This window comes from Paenibacillus ferrarius (assembly GCF_002027705.1).
GTDB lineage: Bacteria > Bacillota > Bacilli > Paenibacillales > NBRC-103111 > Paenibacillus_E > Paenibacillus_E ferrarius.
Genome location: NZ_MBTG01000038.1, coordinates 30,243 through 52,263 on the forward strand (window position 1 = coordinate 30,243; position 22,021 = coordinate 52,263).

23 protein-coding genes are annotated in these 22,021 nt (G+C 48.3%); 15 read left to right on the forward strand and 8 right to left on the reverse strand.

The genetic code is table 11. From position 1 onward, the window contains the following. Nucleotides 1-14 precede the first annotated feature (14 nt). The 10 genes from BC351_RS31040 (at nt 15) to BC351_RS31085 (ending at nt 8,951) form a co-directional block, all read left to right on the forward strand. Nucleotides 15-698, forward strand: coding sequence for an NAD(P)H-binding protein (locus BC351_RS31040; RefSeq protein WP_079418343.1), 684 nt, complete (start codon nt 15-17; stop codon nt 696-698). A 280-nt stretch (nt 699-978) separates the two neighbouring features. Further along, a complete protein-coding gene (locus BC351_RS31045) occupies nt 979-1,452 on the forward strand; it encodes a DinB family protein (RefSeq protein ID WP_079418345.1) in 474 nt (157 codons plus the stop codon). 610 nt (nt 1,453-2,062) lie between these two features. Continuing rightward, nucleotides 2,063-2,926 carry a sugar phosphate isomerase/epimerase family protein gene (locus BC351_RS31050; RefSeq protein WP_244209233.1) on the forward strand — a complete coding sequence of 288 codons (864 nt, stop codon included), beginning with the start codon at nt 2,063-2,065 and terminating at the stop codon, nt 2,924-2,926. A gap of 5 nt (nt 2,927-2,931) precedes the next feature. Then, entirely contained in the window at nt 2,932-3,951 is a 1,020-nt protein-coding gene (locus tag BC351_RS31055) for a Gfo/Idh/MocA family protein (RefSeq protein ID WP_079418349.1), read from the forward strand. Between the two features lie 48 nt (nt 3,952-3,999). Continuing rightward, entirely contained in the window at nt 4,000-4,773 is a 774-nt protein-coding gene (locus tag BC351_RS31060) for a glucosamine-6-phosphate deaminase (protein WP_079418351.1), read from the forward strand. Then, nucleotides 4,763-5,959, forward strand: a complete 1,197-nt coding sequence (locus tag BC351_RS31065; RefSeq protein WP_079418353.1) for an N-acetylglucosamine-6-phosphate deacetylase — start codon at nt 4,763-4,765, stop codon at nt 5,957-5,959. The genes BC351_RS31060 and BC351_RS31065 overlap by 11 nt, the downstream gene beginning before the upstream one ends. Nucleotides 5,960-5,983: 24 nt before the next feature. Then, nucleotides 5,984-6,883, forward strand: coding sequence for a helix-turn-helix transcriptional regulator (locus tag BC351_RS31070; protein WP_158082289.1), 900 nt, complete (start codon nt 5,984-5,986; stop codon nt 6,881-6,883). A gap of 27 nt (nt 6,884-6,910) precedes the next feature. Beyond that, nucleotides 6,911-7,993, forward strand: coding sequence for a Gfo/Idh/MocA family protein (locus BC351_RS31075; RefSeq protein ID WP_079418357.1), 1,083 nt, complete (start codon nt 6,911-6,913; stop codon nt 7,991-7,993). Between the two features lie 85 nt (nt 7,994-8,078). After that, nucleotides 8,079-8,372, forward strand: coding sequence for a Dabb family protein (locus BC351_RS31080; RefSeq protein WP_079418359.1), 294 nt, complete (start codon nt 8,079-8,081; stop codon nt 8,370-8,372). Between the two features lie 162 nt (nt 8,373-8,534). Next, nucleotides 8,535-8,951: a hypothetical protein gene (locus BC351_RS31085; RefSeq protein WP_079418361.1), complete on the forward strand. Its 417-nt coding sequence runs from the start codon at nt 8,535-8,537 to the stop codon at nt 8,949-8,951. An 88-nt stretch (nt 8,952-9,039) separates the two neighbouring features. On the opposite strand, the gene BC351_RS31090 is transcribed toward BC351_RS31085, so the two are convergent. Beyond that, a complete protein-coding gene (locus tag BC351_RS31090; RefSeq protein WP_079418363.1) occupies nt 9,040-9,894 on the reverse strand; it encodes an AraC family transcriptional regulator in 855 nt (284 codons plus the stop codon). Nucleotides 9,895-10,041: 147 nt separating this feature from the next. Here BC351_RS31090 and melA point away from each other — a divergent pair, with 147 nt between their 5' ends. After that, nucleotides 10,042-11,340: an alpha-glucosidase/alpha-galactosidase gene (gene melA / locus BC351_RS31095; protein ID WP_079418365.1), complete on the forward strand. Its 1,299-nt coding sequence runs from the start codon at nt 10,042-10,044 to the stop codon at nt 11,338-11,340. A 124-nt stretch (nt 11,341-11,464) separates the two neighbouring features. On the opposite strand, the gene BC351_RS31100 is transcribed toward melA, so the two are convergent. The 6 genes from BC351_RS31100 to BC351_RS31125 form a co-directional block, all read right to left on the reverse strand. After that, a complete protein-coding gene (locus BC351_RS31100; RefSeq protein ID WP_079418367.1) occupies nt 11,465-11,782 on the reverse strand; it encodes a dehydrogenase in 318 nt (105 codons plus the stop codon). Between the two features lie 100 nt (nt 11,783-11,882). Further along, nucleotides 11,883-14,099: an MMPL family transporter gene (locus BC351_RS31105; RefSeq protein WP_079418369.1), complete on the reverse strand. Its 2,217-nt coding sequence runs from the start codon at nt 14,097-14,099 to the stop codon at nt 11,883-11,885. 72 nt (nt 14,100-14,171) lie between these two features. Then, nucleotides 14,172-15,551 (reverse strand): sensor histidine kinase, encoded by a 1,380-nt coding sequence (locus BC351_RS31110; protein WP_079418371.1) that lies wholly within the window; start codon nt 15,549-15,551, stop codon nt 14,172-14,174. After that, nucleotides 15,548-16,228, reverse strand: a complete 681-nt coding sequence (locus BC351_RS31115) for a response regulator transcription factor (RefSeq protein ID WP_079418373.1) — start codon at nt 16,226-16,228, stop codon at nt 15,548-15,550. The genes BC351_RS31110 and BC351_RS31115 overlap by 4 nt, the downstream gene beginning before the upstream one ends. A gap of 144 nt (nt 16,229-16,372) precedes the next feature. Beyond that, on the reverse strand, nt 16,373-16,717 hold the full coding sequence (locus tag BC351_RS31120) for a cupredoxin domain-containing protein (protein WP_411830200.1): 345 nt from the start codon (nt 16,715-16,717) through the stop codon (nt 16,373-16,375). A 172-nt stretch (nt 16,718-16,889) separates the two neighbouring features. Then, nucleotides 16,890-17,366 (reverse strand): HPP family protein, encoded by a 477-nt coding sequence (locus tag BC351_RS31125; protein ID WP_079418377.1) that lies wholly within the window; start codon nt 17,364-17,366, stop codon nt 16,890-16,892. 124 nt (nt 17,367-17,490) lie between these two features. Here BC351_RS31125 and BC351_RS31130 point away from each other — a divergent pair, with 124 nt between their 5' ends. From BC351_RS31130 to BC351_RS31145, 4 genes are all read left to right on the forward strand, one after another. Then, nucleotides 17,491-18,402, forward strand: coding sequence for a LysR family transcriptional regulator (locus tag BC351_RS31130; protein WP_158082290.1), 912 nt, complete (start codon nt 17,491-17,493; stop codon nt 18,400-18,402). Between the two features lie 72 nt (nt 18,403-18,474). Continuing rightward, nucleotides 18,475-19,074 carry an undecaprenyl phosphate transporter UptA gene (gene uptA, locus BC351_RS31135; RefSeq protein WP_079418381.1) on the forward strand — a complete coding sequence of 200 codons (600 nt, stop codon included), beginning with the start codon at nt 18,475-18,477 and terminating at the stop codon, nt 19,072-19,074. A gap of 78 nt (nt 19,075-19,152) precedes the next feature. Then, on the forward strand, nt 19,153-19,719 hold the full coding sequence (locus tag BC351_RS31140) for a thioredoxin family protein (RefSeq protein ID WP_079418383.1): 567 nt from the start codon (nt 19,153-19,155) through the stop codon (nt 19,717-19,719). Nucleotides 19,720-19,728: 9 nt separating this feature from the next. Further along, nucleotides 19,729-20,352: an MBL fold metallo-hydrolase gene (locus BC351_RS31145; protein WP_079418385.1), complete on the forward strand. Its 624-nt coding sequence runs from the start codon at nt 19,729-19,731 to the stop codon at nt 20,350-20,352. Between the two features lie 188 nt (nt 20,353-20,540). On the opposite strand, the gene BC351_RS31150 is transcribed toward BC351_RS31145, so the two are convergent. Beyond that, a complete protein-coding gene (locus BC351_RS31150; RefSeq protein WP_079412048.1) occupies nt 20,541-21,863 on the reverse strand; it encodes an IS4 family transposase in 1,323 nt (440 codons plus the stop codon). Between the last annotated feature and the right edge of the window lie 158 nt (nt 21,864-22,021).

The window sequence follows — 22,021 nt, forward strand, 5'->3', positions numbered from 1 at the left end:
AAGGGAGGGGCGCTATGGGAATTACTGCTGTTGTTGCCGGAGGCACCGGGTTAGTGGGAAGCGAGCTCATTCAGCTGCTTCTGCAAGATGAAGCTTATGAGAAAGTTATTGCTCTTGTTCGGCGGAACATTCCAACCGACCATCTCGTGGGCAAGCAGAAATTGGTTCAGGTTAAGACGGATTTCAGTCATTTGGAAGCTGATTTCTCAGCTTCGGATATGGAACATGCGCATGTGTATTGCACTCTCGGCACGACGATTAAGAAGGCGGGGTCGCAAGAGCAGTTTCGGAAGGTCGATCTGACGTATCCTTTGCACCTCGCTCAAATGGCGAAATCAGGCGGAGCCGATGTTTTTGCCATTGTGACGGCCATGGGGGCAAGCAGCAAGTCCTCGATTTTTTATAATCGGGTGAAGGGTGAAGTGGAGGATAGCCTTAGGGAGCTGAATTTCCCAGTGCTTTATCTGCTGCGTCCTTCTCTCATTCTTGGAGACCGTAATGAGGTGCGAGTTGGCGAGAGGCTGGGCAGCCTTGCAGCACGGGCGATAGCCCCGCTCATGATAGGCGGACTGCGGACTTATCGGCCTATTCATGCGAAGACGATTGCGACTGGATTGATCCAATCTGCTAAATCCGGCAAAACGGGGGTTCATATTGTGCTTTCCGGACAAATTGCTGAGTTGGCTGCTGGGAAGTAATTTGGTGAGCTGATGGGTGCGCTAAGTGTGGAGGAGCGTTGAATGCCTACTCCTCTGGGCAAGGCGGGAGATTAGGTTGCGGCCAATTTAAATAAGGAAATTCGTAGCTCATACACCAGCTAGGCCAGAGAGTGAATCAAAGATGCATATCTTGAGTTGGCAGAGGTTGTGCTGGAGTCTTATGAGAGTAAGTGGTGGATGGTATTGAGGTTTAGGGTTGGCTTGATTTGATTTGATTTGATGAAAGAGCAGTTAGTAGCGATAAAAAGGAGCAGATCATATGGAATCTTCTTTGATATTCGATCAATTGGCATTTGCCCGAAAAAATACACTTCGGATACTCGAAGGACTTACGGAGAGCGATGCAACTCGCATACCGGAAAATTTTAGAAATCATATCCTATGGCACGCTGGACATATTTATTTGGTTCAAGAGCGGTTTGCGTTTATGCTCCATGGGTTTGATGCACAGCTTCCAGAATCCTTCATGACCCTATTCGCCGCTGGGACAACACCGCTAACTTGGACGGAGACTCCACCAAGTATGTCGGAAGTGATAGACAGGTTAGGTCAGCAGCAGCAGCGTATCCAAACGGCGTTAGCAGATAAGTTTGCGGACAAAGCACTTTCGCCGTACACAACCTCCAGCGGGTTTAGACTTGAAACCATCGGAGAGTTCCTTAACTTTACGCTGTATCATGAAGGCATGCATATTAGCACGATCAAGCATTATAAAATGTTGTTGAACTTATAATATTGCGGAAGAATAAGGGCGTTCTGTCATTCGGCTAAGCTTAGTGGCTAAGCGGCCTTGGATGGAATTATTGTGTATTTCCACGTTGAGTGGGAAACGGGATCGGTCTTTGGTTCACCTCATCGAGAAAGCCTGCGAAAATGCAGGTTTTTTTGATAAAATCGGATGAAAAGTGGGAATGCCTGCAAAAGTGCAGGTATTTTTGTTTTTTTTAACCTGAAATCGGGAAATGGCCTAAAAAGCCTGCAGAATCGCAGGAATTTCTTTATTTAGGTGATCGAAAGAGGAAAAAAGATGCACAATTGCAGGAATTTGATAAGGAGCGGCTATAAATCACAATTTGTAACCACAAACCGGTAATCTCAATTCGCACACGACCCGGAAACGGCAAATAGGAAATGCAAACCGCAATCCCAACCACAATCCCAGACCGCAAACCGCGACAAATGGACAACCGTTGGATGATTTTATTCAAGAGGCGTGTTTGTAGTTAGTGTCTGAGAGGATTCGGCCGAGAAAAGCGTAAAATATGTAACTATAGTCCGAAAAAAACGTCAACTTTTCGCATAGTTCAATTGCTATAATTAAGGGGAACTAGAGGAATGGTGGGATGTGTAAAATGATACTTGAACGATTAGGCGTTCTGACGGATGAAGTTTCTGCTCATTTTGAAGAAGCGTTGGATTGGGCAGTCGAACAGGGATTGAAGCATGTGGAAGTCCGAGTCATTAACGGGAAGAATGTGATCACGCTAAATGACGAGCAAGCGACGGAAGTTAGGCGTCAGGTCGAGGCTCGCGGTTTATTCATTTCTGCGATGGCTTCTCCTTTGTTTAAATGTGCGCTGGATTTGAGCAGGCCAACGGCCTCGGGAGACACTTTTGGTCAGAAAGAAGAGGATGTGGATGCTCACTTCGCCAAGCTGGACCGTGCCATTCAGCTAGCTAAGCTGCTGGGCACGAATCGGATTCGTGTTTTTTCATTCTGGCGTGAGGCCGAACCACTGAAATATAAGGAAGATATCGTCAGTTGCCTAAGGCGAGCTGCAGAAGCAGCCCAACAGGGAGGCGTGCAGCTTTTGCTTGAGAATGAACCATCCTGCAATGGCGGCTTTGCGGAGGAAGTGGCTGAAATTGTGCGAGGTGTTGACTCGCCTGCTCTAAGGGGACTTTGGGACCCAGGCAATGAGGCATATGGCGGTCGTGAGGCATTTCCGGCAGGTTACAGATTCATGAAGGATGCTCTGGCTCATATTCATCTTAAGGATGCGTATATATGCGCAGACGGTACAGCCCGTTGTGTGCCTCTTGGCTCAGGCAATGTGCCTGTGATTGCACATCTTAAGGCTTTGTTGGCTGACGGGTACGAGGGGCTTTTTACGATCGAGACGCATTATATTCCTGAAGGGGGCAGTCAGATGACCGGCACTCGTATGACGCTCGATGCGCTGCGTGCCCTTCTAAGCGAGGTATAGGAGCAATGACGACATGGAAATTTGGCATTATTGGGTGCGGATCTGTCGCCGACTTTCATATCGAGGCTATTCGTGAGATTGAGGACGCAAGCTTAACCTATGTTTCCAGTCGTAATGAAGCAAAGGTGAAAGCGGTTGCGGAACAAGAGGATTGTTTGTGGACGACTAACTACCACGAGTTGATCCAGAGTGCGGATGTCGATATCGTCTGTGTGACGACTTCAAGCGGGAGTCATGCGCGTATTGGGCTGGATGTTCTAAAGGCTGGAAAGCATCTCGTGCTGGAAAAACCGATCGCAATGTCTACGCATGATGCGGCCGAGCTTGTACGTACAGCCAAAGAACGTGGAGTTACGCTATCGGTCATCTCGCAAAGGCGTTTTGAAACCCAGCATCAAGCCGTCAAACGCGTATTAGATGAAGGGGCGCTTGGCAAGCTTCTGCTTGTGGAGACCTCGCTGTCCTTTTCGCGGACGCAAGACTATTACGACACGGCGGATTGGCGGGGGACGATTGCGGAGGATGGCGGTGTTCTTATGAATCAAGGTATCCATACGTTGGATCTTTTGCTTTGGTTTGGCGGAGAGGTTCGAACGGTCTTCGGCAAAATTGCGACGCAAACGCATGACATTGAAGCGGAGGATTTGGGGCTGGCGCTTCTGCAATTCAAAAACGGCGCATTCGGCACGATTATGGCTTCAACCAGCATCCAACCCGGGTTCCCGGCAACCCTTAACCTCTACGGGGAAAAGGGGACGATTAAGTTGGAGGGTTCCTCCATCGTTCACTGGACGGTTCCCGGCAGAAGTGAGCCGAACTGGACGCAAGCGAGAGCGTACGGAGGGGTCAGCGATCCCCGCAGCATTGTTTCCGATTTTCATCAAAGCCAGTTTATAGACGTGATTGCGTCCATTGAAACGGGTATAGATCCCCTCGTTACTGGCGAGGACGGATTGAGAGCTGTGCAGTTGGTTGAAGCTATCTATGAAAGCTCGGCGAAGGGTGTTCAGATTAACATGGACTAACAGCATCTTTCGTGCAGCCATATGGATTATCGAGAGGAGGATAGACGTATGAATGAATTGCCTAACGTTCTCTTTAGCCAAACGATTGATTCCTTGAAGGTTAACGTCTATGACAACCGTCTTGCTCTGGGCACTGCTGCGGGTGTGGATGTTGCCGCAAGGATCAAGCAATTGTTGTCCGAAAAACCTAACATTCGGATGATTTTTGCAGCGGCACCCTCACAAAATGAGCTTTTGGCCTATTTGCTGGAGGATCAAGCGATTGATTGGAATCGAATTACAGCCTTTCATATGGATGAATATAACGGTTTGCCTGTGGATGCGCCGCAGAAGTTCAGCCGCTTTCTGTGCGAGCGTCTGTTTAATCAAGTAAAACCGGGCACGGTGCATCTGATTGACAGCTCCAATGAGAGTGAAGAAGAATGCCGCCGTTACGGGGAACTGCTGCGTCAGGCTCCCATCGATATGGTATGTCTTGGAATCGGTGAGAATGGGCATATCGCCTTTAATGACCCGCCTGTTGCCGATTTTAACGATCCGCAGGTGATCAAAATGGTCGAATTGGATAACGCTTGCCGGCAGCAGCAGGTGAATGACGGCTGTTTCGCTGCTATCAAGGACGTCCCCACTCATGCGCTGACATTAACGATTCCGGCTCTGCTCTCAGGCTCACATTTGTTCTGTGTTGTCCCAGGGCCAACGAAACAGAAGGCGGTCGAGCGAACGCTTAACGGACCTATTTCAACGGAATGTCCATCTACGATACTGCGTAAACATCCAGATTGTACGCTTTATGTAGACAGGGATTCATATGGAAAGTAAAGAGATAAACCTGCACGCCATTCATTATGCAACGGGTGAGCCTGTCTCGATCTGTTTGGAGCAGGGGATGATCCGCAGCATAGAGCCGATCACATTGGAGACCCGCGGAACGTCAGAGCTGGCGATTGTCGCCCCAGGTTTAGTTGACCTTCAGATAAATGGGTATGCAGGGCATGACTTTAATCATATGCCATATGCTGATAAGCTGGTTGGTGAAGTGATTCGCAAGCTTTGGCAGGAGGGGGTAACTTCCTGCTTTCCGACGGTCATTACTAACAGTGATCAGGCGATTCAAGAAGCCTTGGAATCCATAGCGTTCGCATGCCGAGAGGATGCAGCTGCCGATCAGGGCATTGCTGGCATCCACCTGGAAGGCCCGTTTATTTCTGCTCATGACGGCGCTCGCGGAGCACACGCCCTTAAGTATGTAAAACCGCCGGATTGGGAGCTGTTTACCCGTTGGCAGGAAGCATCCGGCGGGCGAATCCGAATTGTTACTCTGTCGCCAGAATGGCCCGATAGTGCTAAATTTATTGCGAAGTGTACAGAAAGCGGCGTAACGGTTTCAATCGGACATACATCAGCAACACCGGAACAAATCTGTGAAGCGGTGGAAGCGGGCGCGCGGATGTCAACGCATCTTGGCAATGGGGCTCATCTGATGATGCCGCGCCATCCGAATTATATCTGGGAGCAATTAGCTCAGGATCGGTTGTGGAGCAGTGTAATTGCGGATGGCTTTCATTTGCCAGATCAGGTGTTGAAGGTTGTGTTCAAAGTGAAAGGTGCTCAAGCGATGCTCGTGAGTGATGCGGTTTCACTGAGCGGACTGCCAGCGGGTGCGTACACAACACACATTGGTGGTTCTGTCGTCTTAACGCCGGAGGGCAAGCTGCATCTCGCTGAGGATGACAACCTCCTCGCCGGATCGGCGCAAATGCTGCTTAGGGGCATTGAGCATGTAACGAATCGGGCGCTGGCCGATTTAGCGGAAGCTTGGGACATGGCTTCTGTAAGACCATCCAGCTGCATGAAGCTGCCTTCATCTTCAGGTCTGGCGCCGGGAGCTCCGGCTGATTTGGTTCTGTTCCGCAGAGCAGGAAACCAAATTCGTTTGGAACGTACGTTTAAATCGGGCAAGGAAGTCTTTGTACGGAAGGACTTATTATCAAATTTTTCATCCTAATGAATGATAGTAGGTGGTAGTGAGATGGGGCCAGATAAACCCTATTATCAAAGCAAGGATCAGTTGAATAAAGCCTTTCCTTTTAAAATCATGCGGTACTCTAGCACCGAGATGAAACAACCCATGCATATTCATGATTATATTCAAATCGTTTATGTCCTTCACGGAGTGTGCAACCATCAATTGCGCGGGAAGTCGCTTACAGCCAGCAGAGGCGATATTTTCATCATTGCTCCCCATATTGAGCATAGTTTGAGTGCGATTGAGGATAAAGCGTTCGAAGTGGTGATCGTCGATTTCATTCCGTTGCTGATTCAGGAGCAATTAAAGCCTTTTTCCGATACGCTGTATCCGCTCTTGCAGCATTCCGATGAGGATCCCCTGATTCCTTTCATCCACCATTCTTGGCTTCATTTCGGGAAAAACAAGCAGGTTTTCGTCGAACAGCTTTTGCAGGATATTCAGGATGAATTCGAGCATAAGGAAGTGGGGTTCGAGCACTCCATCCTGCTTAACTTAGCCAAATTGTTGATCTTAGTTGACCGTGAGTACCGCAAGGCGAAGCGGAAGCCTGCCAAACAGCCGGCGCTGGCGGACCAACAACCCATGGATGAAGTGAAACGGTACATCTATGACAACTTCAGTCAGGATATCCCGCTGGAACACGGAGCATTCATCGCGAATATGGCACCGGCGTATTTCAGTTATTTATTCAAAAAAGAAACGGGACAAACGTTTGTTGATTTCGTTACGGAAGTGCGCATCGAGAGGGCTATGGAGCTGATTCGGCGCGATACGCATACGATTACACAGATCGGCTTTCAGGTTGGGTTTCATCATTTGAGTCATTTTATCCGAACCTTCAAGAAACGCTGCGGAATCACGCCTACGGAGTACAAGAAAACATTCGGCAATCGTCCGTAAAATAGACAAAGGAAGAGGTGCATCCTTATGAGTCAAAAGATCGTAAAGGTTGGGATTATCGGACAAGGACGCAGTGGTCGCGACATTCATGGCAATCTGCTCGCACAAATTAAAGACTATTATACAATTGTTGCTGTAGCCGATTCGATTCCAGAGCGTCAGGCACGCGCGGAGCAGGAATATGGCTGCAAAGCCTATGCGAGCTGGGAGGACATGGTTGCCAATGAGGAGCTGGATTTAGTTATTAACGCTTCTCCAAGCCATCTGCATTTCCCTATCACCCTAACGCTGCTAAATCGAGGAGTTCATGTGCTTTGTGAAAAGCCGCTCGCTAGATCTGTTGAAGAAGTCGATCAGCTGATCGAAGCTTCACAAAGATCCGGGAAACAATTAGCGGTATTCCAGCAATCCCGATATCAGCCAGCTTATGTTCAAATTCAGCAAATCATCGATTCCGGTGTGCTTGGCCGCATCGTTCAGATTGATTTCTCCATGAATAACTTTGCTCGTCGTTGGGATTGGCAAACGCTGCAAAGCAACAACGGCGGCAGCCTAATGAATACAGGACCCCATCCGCTGGATCAAACGCTGCAATTCCTCGGAACGGATGGACTGCCTCAAGTCATGTGTATCATGGACCGAGCCAATACATTTGGGGACGCCGAAGATTATGTAAAGCTGATTCTTAGAAAACAGGGATTTCCGACGATCGATCTTGAAATCTCATCGTGCGATGTTTTCCCTCAGGAGCAGTTTCATATTCAAGGCACAAACGGTGGGCTCCATGGGACTGCGGAGAAATTAACATGGAAATATTTCAAGCCGGAAGAAGCGCCGGATCAGCAGTTAACGAAAGAACCGCTATTCGATAGTCATGGAATGCCCGCGTATTGCAAGGAGACGTTGGACTGGCACTCCGAGAGCTGGGAACTGGCGATTCCAGGGGGCAAGACACCTTTTGAACATATGACAGAGAAATTATATCTCATGCTTTACCATACGTTAACTGACGGGGCCCCGCTAGAAATCACGCCAGAGCAGGTGCGGCAGCAGATGTGGGTTATGGAAGAATGCCGTCGTCAGAATCCGCAAATCTATGATCAAGCTTAAATCGTTCCATATCGACGCAAGAGCCTCTTCCTGCTATGATTAGAAACGTTAATGATAACGTTCTGGAGAGAGAGTGGGTACTAACATGATTGATCACATTGTACTGGTTAAGTTCGGAGAAACAACGACAGATGCACAAATGCAAGAGGTAGCAGATCGCTTCAAAGCGCTGAAAACTCATTTGACAGGTATCGTAGACATTCAGGCAGGAATCAACTTTTCTGAGAAAAATAAGGGCTATCAAGTCGTATTGTCTGTACGTTTTGAAGATAAAGCAGCTCTGGAAGCTTACGGTCCTAACCCGGAGCATCAGGCAGTTGCTGCGTATATTAGAGAAGTAGGCAGAGTGGATAGTTTGATTGTTGATATCGAAATTTAAGTATGGTTCGAACGGCTGATGGGGATTCTTCCTTATTGGCCGTTTTTTTATTCTTATGAGTATACTAGCGGAATTCGTGCGGAATAAGAGATTCGTCCAATCTATTAATCTAGCAAAGGCATACTATATCTTATCTTCCAAAAGAAAGGAGAGGATTATAAGATGGCTAATCAAATTGAAAGTTACCAAGCGGTTACTGTTACACCGGTGACGGACGGGGTCCAGATTCCTGTTCCATTGACTCCAGCTGGAGTAGGGATTGCGGCAGTTAGCGTAATTGTTCCCGGCACATTTCCCAATGTCGTTGAATTGAAAGCGACAGTAGGTGTAAGAGGAGATACAGGGACAGGTAGTTTATTGTTTCGTATCTTCCGCGACGCGCAGGTAATCTACTATGCACGATTAGGGATAGAAGCTGGCTTCGAGAAATACTATGTCCCAACCTTGCAAGCGATCGACGTCAACCCGCCGCAAGGCTCTCACGGTTACACGTTGTCTATTGAATCTTTAACACCAGGTGTAACAGCAACGGTTATTGGTCCGATTACCATGAGTGCTTCAGTTATTAACGCGATTTAATAAAAAATTTAATGAGAAAAGCCTCTTGTCCTTCTGATGCTGTTGTCAGGAAGGATAAGAGGCTTTTTGTTGGTGCAAAAGAGCGGCTTCAAGCTTTCAGCTCCTTGCGGTAGACCGAGGGTGCGGCACCCGTCCATTTGCGAAATTGCTTGGAGAAATACAAAGCATCGTTGAAGCCGACTGAGGAGGCTACCTGATCAATCGTCATGGAGGTTTCCAATAACTGCTTGGCGCGCTCCATACGAATTTTGAACAAATACTGCATGGGCGCAAGGCCAGTGGACTGTTTGAACATTTTGCATAAGTAGGTTCGATGATAGCCTAGGTTCCGAGCAAGCTCCTCGATGGAGACTGACTGTGTGTATTGCAGCTCAAGGTAGCGAATGGCTTGGCCGATCTGACGGTCGATTTCCGTTTCAGTGACAGGCTTGACACTTAGCCGATGCGAATTGGTTTGCCCAAGCTCGCGGAGCAGCAAGCGAAGCCACCCTGCGGATTCCAGGTCTTCAAGTGCCGGGTGATCCGACTGTCGGAAGCAGGAACGAATGCGGCGGTAATGATGGCGTATGACACGGGAATTACTGCCATAGATCACAGCATGCTGCAGAGAAACGCCAATGTGGGAAAGCAGCATGCCGGCCGCTCGTCCAGTGAAGGCTACCCACGTATAGTGCCATGGCTGATCTGCGTCAGCAACGTAACTGAACAGCTCTCCAGGGTAAATGATGAAGCTGTCTCCAGCCGCGCAGCGGTAGGTGCGATTCTGCATCTCGAAAGTACCTTCGCCGGAAAGTACAGTATGAATCAGGTAATAGTCGTAAACGGCGGGACCATTTTTGTGAAGCGGCACAGGTTTGCCTTCCCCGCCAAAAAGGACGGATAATTCACTGTTGCTATGCTGCGGGTTAATACTTATTGTGAAATAGGTATGATCCGAATTCATAGAGACCTCTTTCTATTTTTTGCTTTTAGCGTACATCAATAAACTACAAATGTCCATATTAGAGTTCATTCGATCCATATGTTTGCAGGATAAGCTGCGATATAGTGAAGATATGAAAAAAGACCCTATATCGGAGGAGGATCACACATGTCCAAGATTACTTTTCTAGGTGCCGGAAGTACAGTTTTTGCAAAAAACGTGCTGGGTGATTGCTTGCTTACACCCGCGCTGCAAGGCTTTGAAATCGCTCTCTTTGATATTGACCACGAGCGTCTGCAGGATTCCGCCAACATGCTGAATAACATCAAAAAAACGGGCGGAAGCACATCTACCGTGAAGGCGTATACAGATCGCAAGGAAGCGCTGCGCGGAGCCAAATATGTGGTCAATGCGATTCAAGTAGGTGGCTATGATCCATGTACGATTACAGATTTTGAGATTCCTAAGAAGTATGGTTTGCGTCAAACGATTGCGGATACTGTCGGTATTGGCGGTATCTTCCGTAACCTTCGTACTATTCCAGTCATGCTGGATTTTGCAGCGGATATTCGTGAAGTATGCCCTGATGCCTTGTTCCTCAATTACACGAATCCGATGGCTGTCTTGACGAATGTTATGAATACTTACGGCGGTGTTCGTACTGTCGGCTTATGTCACAGTGTACAGGTATGCATTCCAGAGCTGTTCAAAAGCTTAGGCATGGAAAAAGAAGGCGTCAAAGCGAAAATTGCCGGCATTAATCATATGGCTTGGCTTTTGGAAGTGACGAAGGATGGCGTCGATCTGTACCCGGAAATTAAGAAGCGGGCGGCGGAGAAGCAGAAAGAGAAGCACCCTGATATGGTTCGCTTTGAAATGATGCTGAAATTCGGCCATTATATTACGGAATCTTCCGAGCATAATGCCGAGTATCATCCGTACTTCATCAAACGCAATTACCCGGAGCTGGTTGACCGCTTCAACATTCCGTTAGATGAATACCCGCGCCGCTGTATTGAACAAATCAGCAGATGGAAGCAAATGCGCGAGGATCTCGTGAACGATACGAATTTGAAGCACGAGCGTTCCCATGAATATGCATCTTACATTTTCGAAGCGATTGAGACGGACATTCCGTACAAAATCGGCGGCAACGTCATGAATACCGGTCTAATCACCAACTTGCCGCGCGAAGCTTGCGTCGAAGTGCCTTGCTTGGTAGACCGCAACGGAGTTACGCCTACCTATGTCGGCGATCTGCCGCCGCAGCTTGCAGCGCTCAACCGGACGAACATCAATACGCAGCTGCTAACGATCGAGGCTGCCATTACAGGAAAACGCGAGCATATCTACCACGCGGCTATGCTTGATCCACACACAGCAGCCGAGCTGTCGATGGACGACATCGTCGCTATGTGTGATGACTTAATCGAAGCACACGGCAAATGGCTGCCGGAATATCACTAGGTTTGTTTGGCTGAGGACTATGATGAAAAGTCATAGTCTTTTTTTTTGGTCTGAGTGATAAGGCTGAAACGGCAGAATCAAAAAAAGCCATGACGTATAAGAAACATACGCATGGCTTCTTTATCTACCCACCGAATGCGTCGCGAAACGCATGATTTAATGTTTCGAGCTCCACGTTCCAAAGGGGAGCAATGTCAGGGCCGACCTGTTCATCGAACCAGTCGGAGAGTGCCTTGCGATTGCTGCCATGCTCGACGATGAAGGGAAGGTTCAACATGACCTTTTTCACATAAAGTTCTTCGGCAGCCTTGATTTGTTCCGGCGATATCCAAACTTTCAAGCGTTTGACGGTACGATACAATTCCTTGCTGCAAGCTCTGCGAATACCGCGTGCGCTGGGGAATTGCTGTTTATGTTTTTCACTCGGCTTGTTGTTGACCATGACTGTATCCACACTCCCTCTATGCTATTTGTATGCATAAAGGGGTCAGTGGGCTACTCGAGACAAGTAGCAATGGCGCCCAAGTTCACAGACGCCTAGTCTAATGATGAACAGAGTTGGATGGTTGGACCGATGCTTTTGGTCCCAAGTAAGTCATTAGCGCCGGAAGCAGCATGCCGCGAACAAGGAAAGTATCAATGAGAACCCCGGCAGCCATAGCGAAGCCGAACAAGATCAATTCTTGGAGCGGCTGTGTAATCAGCACACAGAATGTGGCGGCAAGGACGATACCCGCCGATGAGATGACCCCGCCTGTCAGAGCAACGCCGCGGCGGACGGCTTCTTGCCACGTGAAGCGCTGAGCTTCCTCTTTGATCCGAGAGACCAAGATGATGTTGTAATCGACGCCAAGGGCGATAAGAAAAACAAAGGTATAAACAGGCAGTCGGTAACTAATAGCTTCATAGCCAAATCCAAAGTGGAAGACACTCCAGACCAGTCCCATCGTTGCCGCATAGGACAGCAGCATGGTGCCCATCATGGTGAGCGCTAGGCGAATTGAGCGAGCTTGCCAAATGAGCATCAGTGTAATGAGCAGTGTAATCAGCGAGAAGAGCATGAGGGTATCACGCTTATTCATGGAGCGGACGTCCAGCTGCTCTGCGGTTTGCCCTGCATAATGAAGCGTGAACTGTGCGGGTTCGAATCCGCTTTTTTGCAGCATATCCCCGCTGTCTTGGCGTAAATCCGCAATCAAATTCAGCGCTTCTTGATCATAAGGATTAAGACTCAACGTCATTTGAAGCGTGATCGTGCGCTTATCTTGGCCGAGCAGTGCGGCGGCGGCTGGACCATTAGCCGTTAGCCACTCTTGACTAATTGCCGGCGCAATCGTGCTGATTCCGTCTTTTGCTTGCAGCGCATAAACCAACGAACCGGCTTTCTCGGCAAAAGAAGCGTCAAGGACGATATCTTTATCCGACTGCAGCAGGATCGTAACCGGAGCCAGCTGGCCTTGCGGGAAACGCTCCTGTAATATTTCGAAGCCTTGCCGCGATGAAATATCGCTAGGGAAGGACTTCATGAGATTAAAGGAATAGCGCATGGACAGACCTGAGAGAGAAGACACAATTAATAGGATAAATAAAATTGTCGCAGTGAAGGCAGGTTTCTTTGTGACAAAAGTGCTGATTGCGGCCCAGAGGCCTTTCGGCTGTTCTGCGGCTGCTCTCGGCTCTTTTTTGGGGATCAGCGGCCAGAAAGCTCTGCGTCCCACGAGGGCAAAAACGGCCGGAATCAAGGTCAAGCCGCCGAGAAGAATGACGACCATTGCAACGGAGAACACGGGGGCAAAATTGTGGTATGGCTTGAAGACAGCTGTGAATAAAGTCAGCATCGCAATAAGGACCGTGCCGCCGCTGAACAGAATCGGCTCTGCGACCTTGGCGAGCGCACTCGACATGGCGGTGTACTTGGAGTCCGTTTGTTGTAATTCCGTACGGAAGCGGGCCACGATAAACAAACAGTAATCTGTTAATACGGCGAACAGCAAAATCATCATGATGGATAGAGACTGCTTCTCAACGAAGAACCAGCCTAACTTTCCGGCCAATCCCAGCAAGCGGTCCACAACCTGATAAACGATGCCGGCAATGAGTAATGGCAATAAAGCCAACAATGGCGATCGATAGATAATGATCAAAATGATGAGAATTAAGACCACCGTTGCAAGCATCAAGACGAAGTCAGCTTTTTTGAAAAGCATAATCGTATCCGATGATATCCCGGCCGGACCCGTGATTTCGAGCTTGAGCGAGCCTAGCCCAATCGTATCCGCCATATGGCGAATTTGCTCGAGCGTGTCATAAATTTGACCAGACTCCAAATCCTTTTGCAGGGAAGCCGTCAACAGGAGGGTCGTATGATCCTTGGAATACAGCTGTTCTTGCTGTGACAAAGGCAACCGATGGAAAGGCAATGCGCTTGTGATAAAAGGAGGCTTCTGATCGGAGCTCAGCCACTCACTGATTTGGCGGATGTTTCCGATCTCCGAGTCGGTTAGGGCCTTCTCTCCATGAAAGACAAGCAAAGCTGTTAATCCATCCTGAGAAGGATATTCCGCTTGCATGATTTGTTTGGCGGCTGTGGATAACGTATCTTCATGGATACTGCCTTCACCGCCGGATTTGGCAACTTCTTTGGACGATGGCGCAAAAGCGCTTAATAGAATAATGACCGTGAGCCAGCTGATCAGGACGATTGTGACGCCTTTGGAGCTGCTGACTAGACGAGCCCATTGGTGTAAGAAACGATTCATAGTGTTCAGTCCCCTTTCCTTATCCTCGTTAGGATTGTAGGAAAGGAATATGAACGGATGATGAATGTAGGATTACAATCGCGGCAGATGGATCACGAACGTTGTGCCTTTGCCGAATTCGCTCTGCGCCTCGACGCTTCCTTGGTGAAGCTGGATGATTTTCTGCGCGATGGATAGGCCTAGGCCGCTGCCAGAGCTAGCCCGATTTCTTGCCTTGTCGGCTTTGTAGAAACGATCAAAAATATGCGGCAATTCCGCTTCCGGAATGCCAATTCCCGTGTCGCTGATGCGAACGACAATTTCGGAGAGCTGCTCTCTGAGTTCGATTCGCAGCGTATCTCCGTGCCGCGAAAATTTGATGCCATTCGTAAGGAAGTTCAGCCACACTTGGTGCAGCAGCTGGGCGTCAGCTGTAATCATCACTTCCGGAAGCTCTAGTTCAATCGCGATGTCCTTCTCCGTCCATTGCCACTCGGTGAGGATGAGAATCTGGCGAATCTGCTCGTCCAACCGATAAGCGCTCCGCTTGATGACATGATTTTCTTTATCCAGCGAGGCTAATGTTAATAATTGTTTGCTTAAGGAGGACATGCGTTTGCTTTCTTCTAAAATAATTTGAAGATAGCGTTCCTTTTCTTCCTCGGAAGTGCTTTTATCCAGTATCGACTGCGTAAAGCCTTGGATGGACGTTAAAGGGGACTGAATTTCATGGGAAACATTGCCCACAAATTCCTGCCGCATGTTATCGAGCTGTTTCAGCGATTGTGCCATGAAGGTGAAATCTCGGGCTAGTTCCCCAATTTCATCCTGCCGTGTAACGTCCATTTTAATCTCGTAATGGCCCTTGACGATCCGTTTGGTAGCTTCGGTTAATTTCTTAACGGGGTTAACAATATACTGCGAGAAAATAATAATGAATAGGATACTGAATAAGAAGGTTAGACCTAAAAGAAAGGCCATGAGGATGCGAACGCCCCCAATCTGCTGCTCCAAATTCGGACGTACGAAAAGCGCATAGGGCTTGCCCTTCACTTGAATCGGAACACCGATACTGTTGCGAAGACTATTTTCAAAGAACCCGGTCACCATCAGGAAATGGCGTTCCTGCAGCATGCCGCGGTACGTTTGTCCAGCGATGACCTGTCGAATTTGTTCAGGATCCATCTGGGTATGCTTGAACGGAGTTCCGTAGAAGACGCCTTCCATCTGATCGTTGACGGTATACAACTGAAACCCCATATTGGCAATATGCGTGAAGTAAGCAGCGGGCTCAAGATCAGGCACTTGCTCGTATAAAGTACGGATTTCACTAGTAATCGTCCAGATTTGTTCTTCGTTTTGATCTCTTAATTTGGCTGCATAATAGCCATTGGAAAGCAGGAGAGCGAGCAGGCTGCTGACCATTGCGATGATAATAAACGTAACTACGATGCGAGTATAGAGTGTCTTCACCCTTCATTCACCTCAAGCTTGTAGCCGATTCCTCTCACCGTTGTGATGACGAAATCCTGCGAAATCTCGTAGAATCGTTCCCGCAAACGCTTGATATGAACATCAATTGTCCGATTGTCGCCTTCGTAGTCTGTGCCCCAAAGCATTTGGATCAACTGCTCGCGGGTGAAGATGCGCCCTGGATGACTGGCCAATTGAGCGAGCAGCTGAAACTCTTTGAGCGGCAATAGGAGGGATTCATCACCGACGGTCACCTCATAGCTTTTGCGATTAATGATCGTATGATTCAGTGTGATTACTTCGGAGGATACAAGCTGATATCGGCGCAATAAAGCCCTCGCCCTGAACAATAATTCTTTGGGCTCAAAGGGTTTCACCATGTAGTCGTCTGTGCCTGACTGAAAGCCTTTTTCCTTATCTTCAAGCTCCCCTTTGGCGGTTAAAAGAATGACGGGAATATCATAATGCTCACGGATTTCGGAACAAAGATCCAAGCCATTCTTCAGCGGCATCATCACATCGACAACGGCCAGATGAATCTGTTCAGCGTTCAAAATTTGGGAGGCTTGTTCCCCATCGCCGGCTTCGTATACGGTATAGCCTTCCTTGGAAAATAAGAAACGGAGTAATTCGCGAATATGCGCATCGTCATCGACGACCAGAATATGTGTTTTCAAGCGCTATGCACCTCATTTTCAAAAATCAGTGAACTTGGCAACAGTGTAAACGAAAAAAAACCTTATTGCCACTTCTGATTCCAAAACGCAGGAGAAGGTCTCCAGGTTTGGGTGTCAGGCGGCCAATAAGGTCACGGGAAAACGTTAGTCCACCACGATATAGCCGATCATCGGACCGCCGTGGGCGACATCCGCATGGGTCATACAAATGAGCCGGTACGTTCCTTCCTGATTGGCCGTGAAATGGACAACCGTCTCTTTCCCTTTCTGGACTTCTCCGCTAATGTTCAAGCCTTCGATGAGAAAAGGGTGGCTTTCTCCGTTAACGCCGTAGATGCTGAGCTTGATTTTCTCGCCTTTGCGGACGATGACAGTGCCCGGATCCCAACGATAGGCTTCGATTGTTTTGCCTTCTTTGGTCGTTGATTTGAATTCACCCACAACGAGTTGGATGGTTCTTTCCGATGCGGAATCTGCGAGTGTCGGCATGATGCTATCGCGGCTGATATACAGCCATCCGCCGAAGATTACGAGCAGCGCTGCGGCCGCCAGATAGAAATGCTTGCGCTTAATAATCCAAACTCGTGACATAGGGCTCCGCCTCCTGTATCTACCTACTTGTACATCTTATGCGGAAGCTTGTCAGCGCATGCGTAATCCGTTACCACCAGCTGGTGGGATAACGGGTTTGGGTTGCCCTGTGGTAGGCCAGGGCAACCAGCACGAGCAGCGCAGCGCCGAGCAGCACCGGCGTGAGCAGGAAGCCCCAGCCCGCGCCGGTGAGCATCACGAGCAGCGGGTCGGCGCCGGCGGGCGGATGCAGCGTGCGAGTCAGCTGCATGAGCGTGATGGCGGCGCCGACGGCCAGCGCGAGGCTCCACGCGTGGACGCCGAAGGCGGCGAGGGCGCTGAGCCCGACGAGCGTGCTCAGCACGTGGCCGCCGATGAGGCTGCGCGGCTGCGCAAGCGGGCTCTGCGGGAGCGCGAAGGCGATGACGCAGGAGGCGCCCAGCGGCGCCATGAGCAGCGCAGCATGGGCGGCATCGCCGATGAGGCTGCAGAGCAGGATGGCAAGGAAGCCGCCGATGCCGGGGATGAGCACAGCGAATGGTTTGCGGAAGGAATCAGGGATATTCATACAGGTTGCACTCCTCTTTTCGAATGTTAACTCAGATGGTATCATGTGAATTAGTATTTGAGTAACGAATGATTACGATATGTGCCATTTGCAATTGCGATGGGTTAAGGAAGGAGGGATTAGGGTGCTGGATCAGTTGGACGGACGCAGCATGAAAACTTTCATCACCGTGATGGAGGAGAAGAGCTTTAGCAAGGCAGCTCTCAAGCTTGGCTATGTGCAATCAACGGTAACGATGCATATCCATCAACTAGAGCAAACGATGGGCCAGCCTTTGTTTCGACGATTGCCTCGCGGAGTTGAATTAACGGCAGCAGGTAGAGAAGTAGCGCCATATGCGTATCGGTATCTACAGCTTGGCGAGTCGCTTCAAGATAAGTTAAGCGGGCTGCACGAGCCTAAAGGCGTGGTTCGCCTTCGAGCGCTCGAGTCGTTCTGTGTGCCGCTTTTGCCGCGGTTGCTGCCCTCCTTTTTTGAACAATACCCGCAAATTCAGCTGCAGCTCGAAAATGGCTTTCAACGGGATATTACGCAGGATGTGTCAGCTTACCGTATTGACCTCGGCATTGTTCCACGTGACCCGGAAATACGCCATATCACGTTTATCCCGTTAATCCGGGATGAATTGATCTGGGTGGGAGCGCCGGCATTAGTACAGCGCATCGAGCTGGAAGGCTGGGAGTCGGTAGCAAATACGCAAGTCATCGGATTCGGGGGCCGCTGCATTTATCAGACGATGGCCTCGCAATTCATGGCAGACAAAGGGCAAAGGCTGTTTTCGGGGTTGGAATTTGAAAGCTCCGCGATGATTAAACAAACTTTGATGGTAGGAATGGGACTTTCGCTAATGCCGTTAACGGCTGTTGCCGAGGAACTGCAAGCAGGCAAGCTTATGCGAGTAACGCGGGAGCAAGGAATTCCCTTGGAGCACGGCCTCATTTATCGGTCAGGCAAAGAATTAAGTCCACCGGCGCAAGCTTGCAAAGAGCACCTTGTTTCCTTCTTTTTCGGACTTAATGAGCGTGTAAGTGGTTGATGAGAGCTTGTCTGTGATAGAATGATGGTAGATTTAGAGACGGAACATTACTGTGGGAAAGAGGGTTCGTGGATGGGAGAATTGATTCATAATGTTTTGCTTTATTTGGAGGGCCTCGGGTACTGGGGAATTTTCCTCGGGCTCATGCTGGAGGTCATACCCAACGAACTGCTGTTAGCTTATGCAGGTTATCTGGTATCCAAGGGAGATATCAACTTTTTTGGCGCTATTGTTTGCGCGGTTGTCGGTGGAACGTTGGCCCAGATTGTGCTCTATTGGATTGGACGTTATGGCGGCAGACCATTCTTGGAGAAGTACGGCAAATATTTGCTAATCAGCAAGCATCATATTGATGTGGCCGAGAATTGGTTCAATCGCTATGGAACCGGTATGATTTTTACAGCCAGATTCATTCCGATTGTTCGTCATGCGATTTCGCTTCCTGGTGGAATGGCCAAAATGCCGCTTGGTAAATTTACCCTTTATACAGGGCTTGCGTTAATTCCTTATTCGTTTCTTTACGTCTTTTTAGGAATGAAGCTCAAGGATAATTGGGAAACGATTGATCAAATCGCAGGGCCTTATATCAAGCCCTTAATTATTGCGGCTATTATTTTAACCCTCTTATATGTAGGTTATCAATTTTACATAAAAAGAAAAGGGAAAGCATAGACTTCTTCTATTTGGCGCATTCAGTTCTATTTGTTACAATAAAAGGGAAGAAACACGATTATAGGAGGATGGGTAGCGATGAGTACGAATCTGGCAAGCAAATTGCGCACTGGCTTAAAGGCACAGCAGTTCATTGATGGCATGGAAAAAAATAAAGAGCAATTCTTGGCTTATTATAATGGATTTGAGTGGGACAACGAGGAAGATAAGGAATATTTCGATTCCTTGAATAATCGCGATGATCTGCGCTGCCTGATTATTGCTGCGGAATGGTGCGGCGACGTTGTTCGCAACGTGCCTGTCGTATTCAAAGCGCTGGAGAACAGCGGCGTACCTACAGAAGTATTGATTATCGAGCAAAACTATGACGTCATTGACCAATTCCTGACAGGCGGCGGCCGTGCGATTCCGATCGTCGTGTTCACAGATACAGGCGGTTTCGTTCTTGGTCACTGGGGACCACGTCCAGCCAACGTACAAGCGGTAATGAACCAATTCAAGAAAGAAAATCCAGATCGTGAAGCTGCTGATTATAACGAAAAAATTCAAGTCGCCAGAGCCGAAATGGGCCGTCAATATGGCGAAGGTAACGGCTACCATGCGGTTATCGTGAAAGAACTTCGTACATTAATCGAGTCGTTCTAAGGTGAATATATGATTAACATTGAATCTTTTGTTCTGGGGCCTGTAGGTACGAATGCGTATTTATTATCCGATCCAGAAACGAAAAAGGGCATCATCATTGATCCCGGTATGAATCCGAAGTCACTGATCAAAAAAATCGCTGATTTGGATATTGTCGCTATACTGCTTACGCATGCTCATTTTGACCACATTGGCGGCGTGGATGAGATTCGTAAGCTGAAACGCTGTCCCGTTTATATTCATGATCTGGAAGCTGATTGGCTGACGAATCCGAAGAAAAACGGCTCCGCCCGCTGGCCTGATCTTGGAGCGCTGATTGAAACAGATCCAGCAGAATTCGCGCTGGACGAAGGTCAAACGCTTGAATTTCTAGGCATTCAGCTTAAGGTGTTCCATACGCCCGGCCATTCGCCGGGAAGTGTGAGCTTCTTGTACGACAAGCATTTGTTCGGCGGTGATGTGTTGTTCAAACTGTCGGTAGGCCGGACGGACCTGCCTGGCGGGGATAACAACACGCTTCTTGATTCCATTCAAGATAAGCTGTTCGCACTCGATGACGATGTCATAGTGTACCCCGGACATGGCGCCAAAACAACGATTGGTTTCGAGCGCGAGAACAATCCTTATGTGTAAGGAAAGACTGCCCCTGTGAGGGCAATGTCATTAAGATAAGTTCAAAGACAAAATACGGAATAAAGATGAATCCGAAAACGGCATGGGAAAAATCCCTGTGCCGTTTGTTTTTTATGCAAACAAGGAAAAAAGCGCACAGCAAACAAACGGATGGAATATCCGCTAAAAAAATGGTCTTGTTAAACGATTTATGCTACTCTGTAGACGAAGCTAACAGCTGATTTATAGCGGATTTTGCGCGTATTCTGCTGTCCTGGGCGGATGGGTCGAATCGGCAAAATGTTTTTGTGAATCAACGCTTCAACATCGGGCGGGGGTTCATCATCTTTTGAACGCAGGAAATATCTACAAACGTGAACGGCAACCGTGAAGTTGACTTGGTAGTGGTGCCGTTTATCCATTTGGGAAATGACGACGTGTGAGGTCATCATTTCAGCGAAATTGTACATGATCATTCTTGCGAAAATCTCTTGGATGATGGACTCTTGTTTCTTTGCGTGAAAACTCGTCAATCCGACGGTGTATTTCAACGCTCTGAAAGAGGTTTCAATGCCCCATCGCATGTTATAAATGGACTCCAGTTCATCGGGTGGGAAATCTGCGGCAGAAAGATTCGTGATGACAGTTTCATAGGCGCCACTTGGCAGGACGAAACGAACAACCCGAAAGGAAATCGGGTAATACAAGTTTTCATGCAAATCCAAAAAATCAAATGTTGACTTGGAAGGGATGAACTTGTAAATCTCGGGATGAGCCTTGACCTCTTTGGTTTGTTTTTTTGTGAGTGTCAGATGAACTTCAATATCAAACGAACCGCTAGAGGGCAAACGCAAGCCCGAAAGAATACCATTGGAATCCAAATCCTTTACCCGTATGACGTAGTTCCATCCTTTGCGCTCAATATGCGCGAAATTGTTGTAACTTTCATAGCCTCGATCGGAAATAACAATGATTTTACCTTTGATGGGGGAACGATCAACCATAGCTGCAAGTGCTCTTCCCTCGCTACTCAATCTTCGCGGCTGAACAATGGCATCCACGTAAAGTCTGTTGCAGAGGTCATAGGCTGCGTTCAAATGCAAAAGGTTGTAGCCTTTCGTGTTCGGTTGACTTTGAAAATAGGTGTCCGTGTTGGCAGGGTCCGTTGCGATATGTAAATCCGAACCGTCAATCGCAAGTAATCGATACCCGTGGTAGTCTTTGATATCCGTATGCGATTGAGTAAATTCGTGAAACAGGAATTCCACAGCAGACGGCAGGATTTTATTCCTCTGCTGAACAAAAGCAGAAGTGGTTGCGGTGTTTACATCATAGCCCTGCGACTCCAAGAGTTCCTTATAGATGCTGTTACCGCCCATCGAGATCAGGAGTTGCATAACCGTTTCAAAGGGCAGCTTTTTCTTTCGGGTAAAATCTCTTTCGGGGTTTTTGACATATGGTGCGGGTAGCGCTGACATTTCTCGTATGAGAGATGTCAGCGTTTCTTTTAGCGAATTCGCGTACTCATTCATTGGCGTAACCTCCTCGTTTTTCAAGGGGCTTCGCCACACACTTTCAACTGCTTGTCAAGTTCTTTTTTTCTTTTTCATGCAAAAAAAGAGCGGGCTATCTTTTCAGATAACCTGCTCTTTTTTTGATTTTAACCCTGCGCCTTAACTTAATGACATTG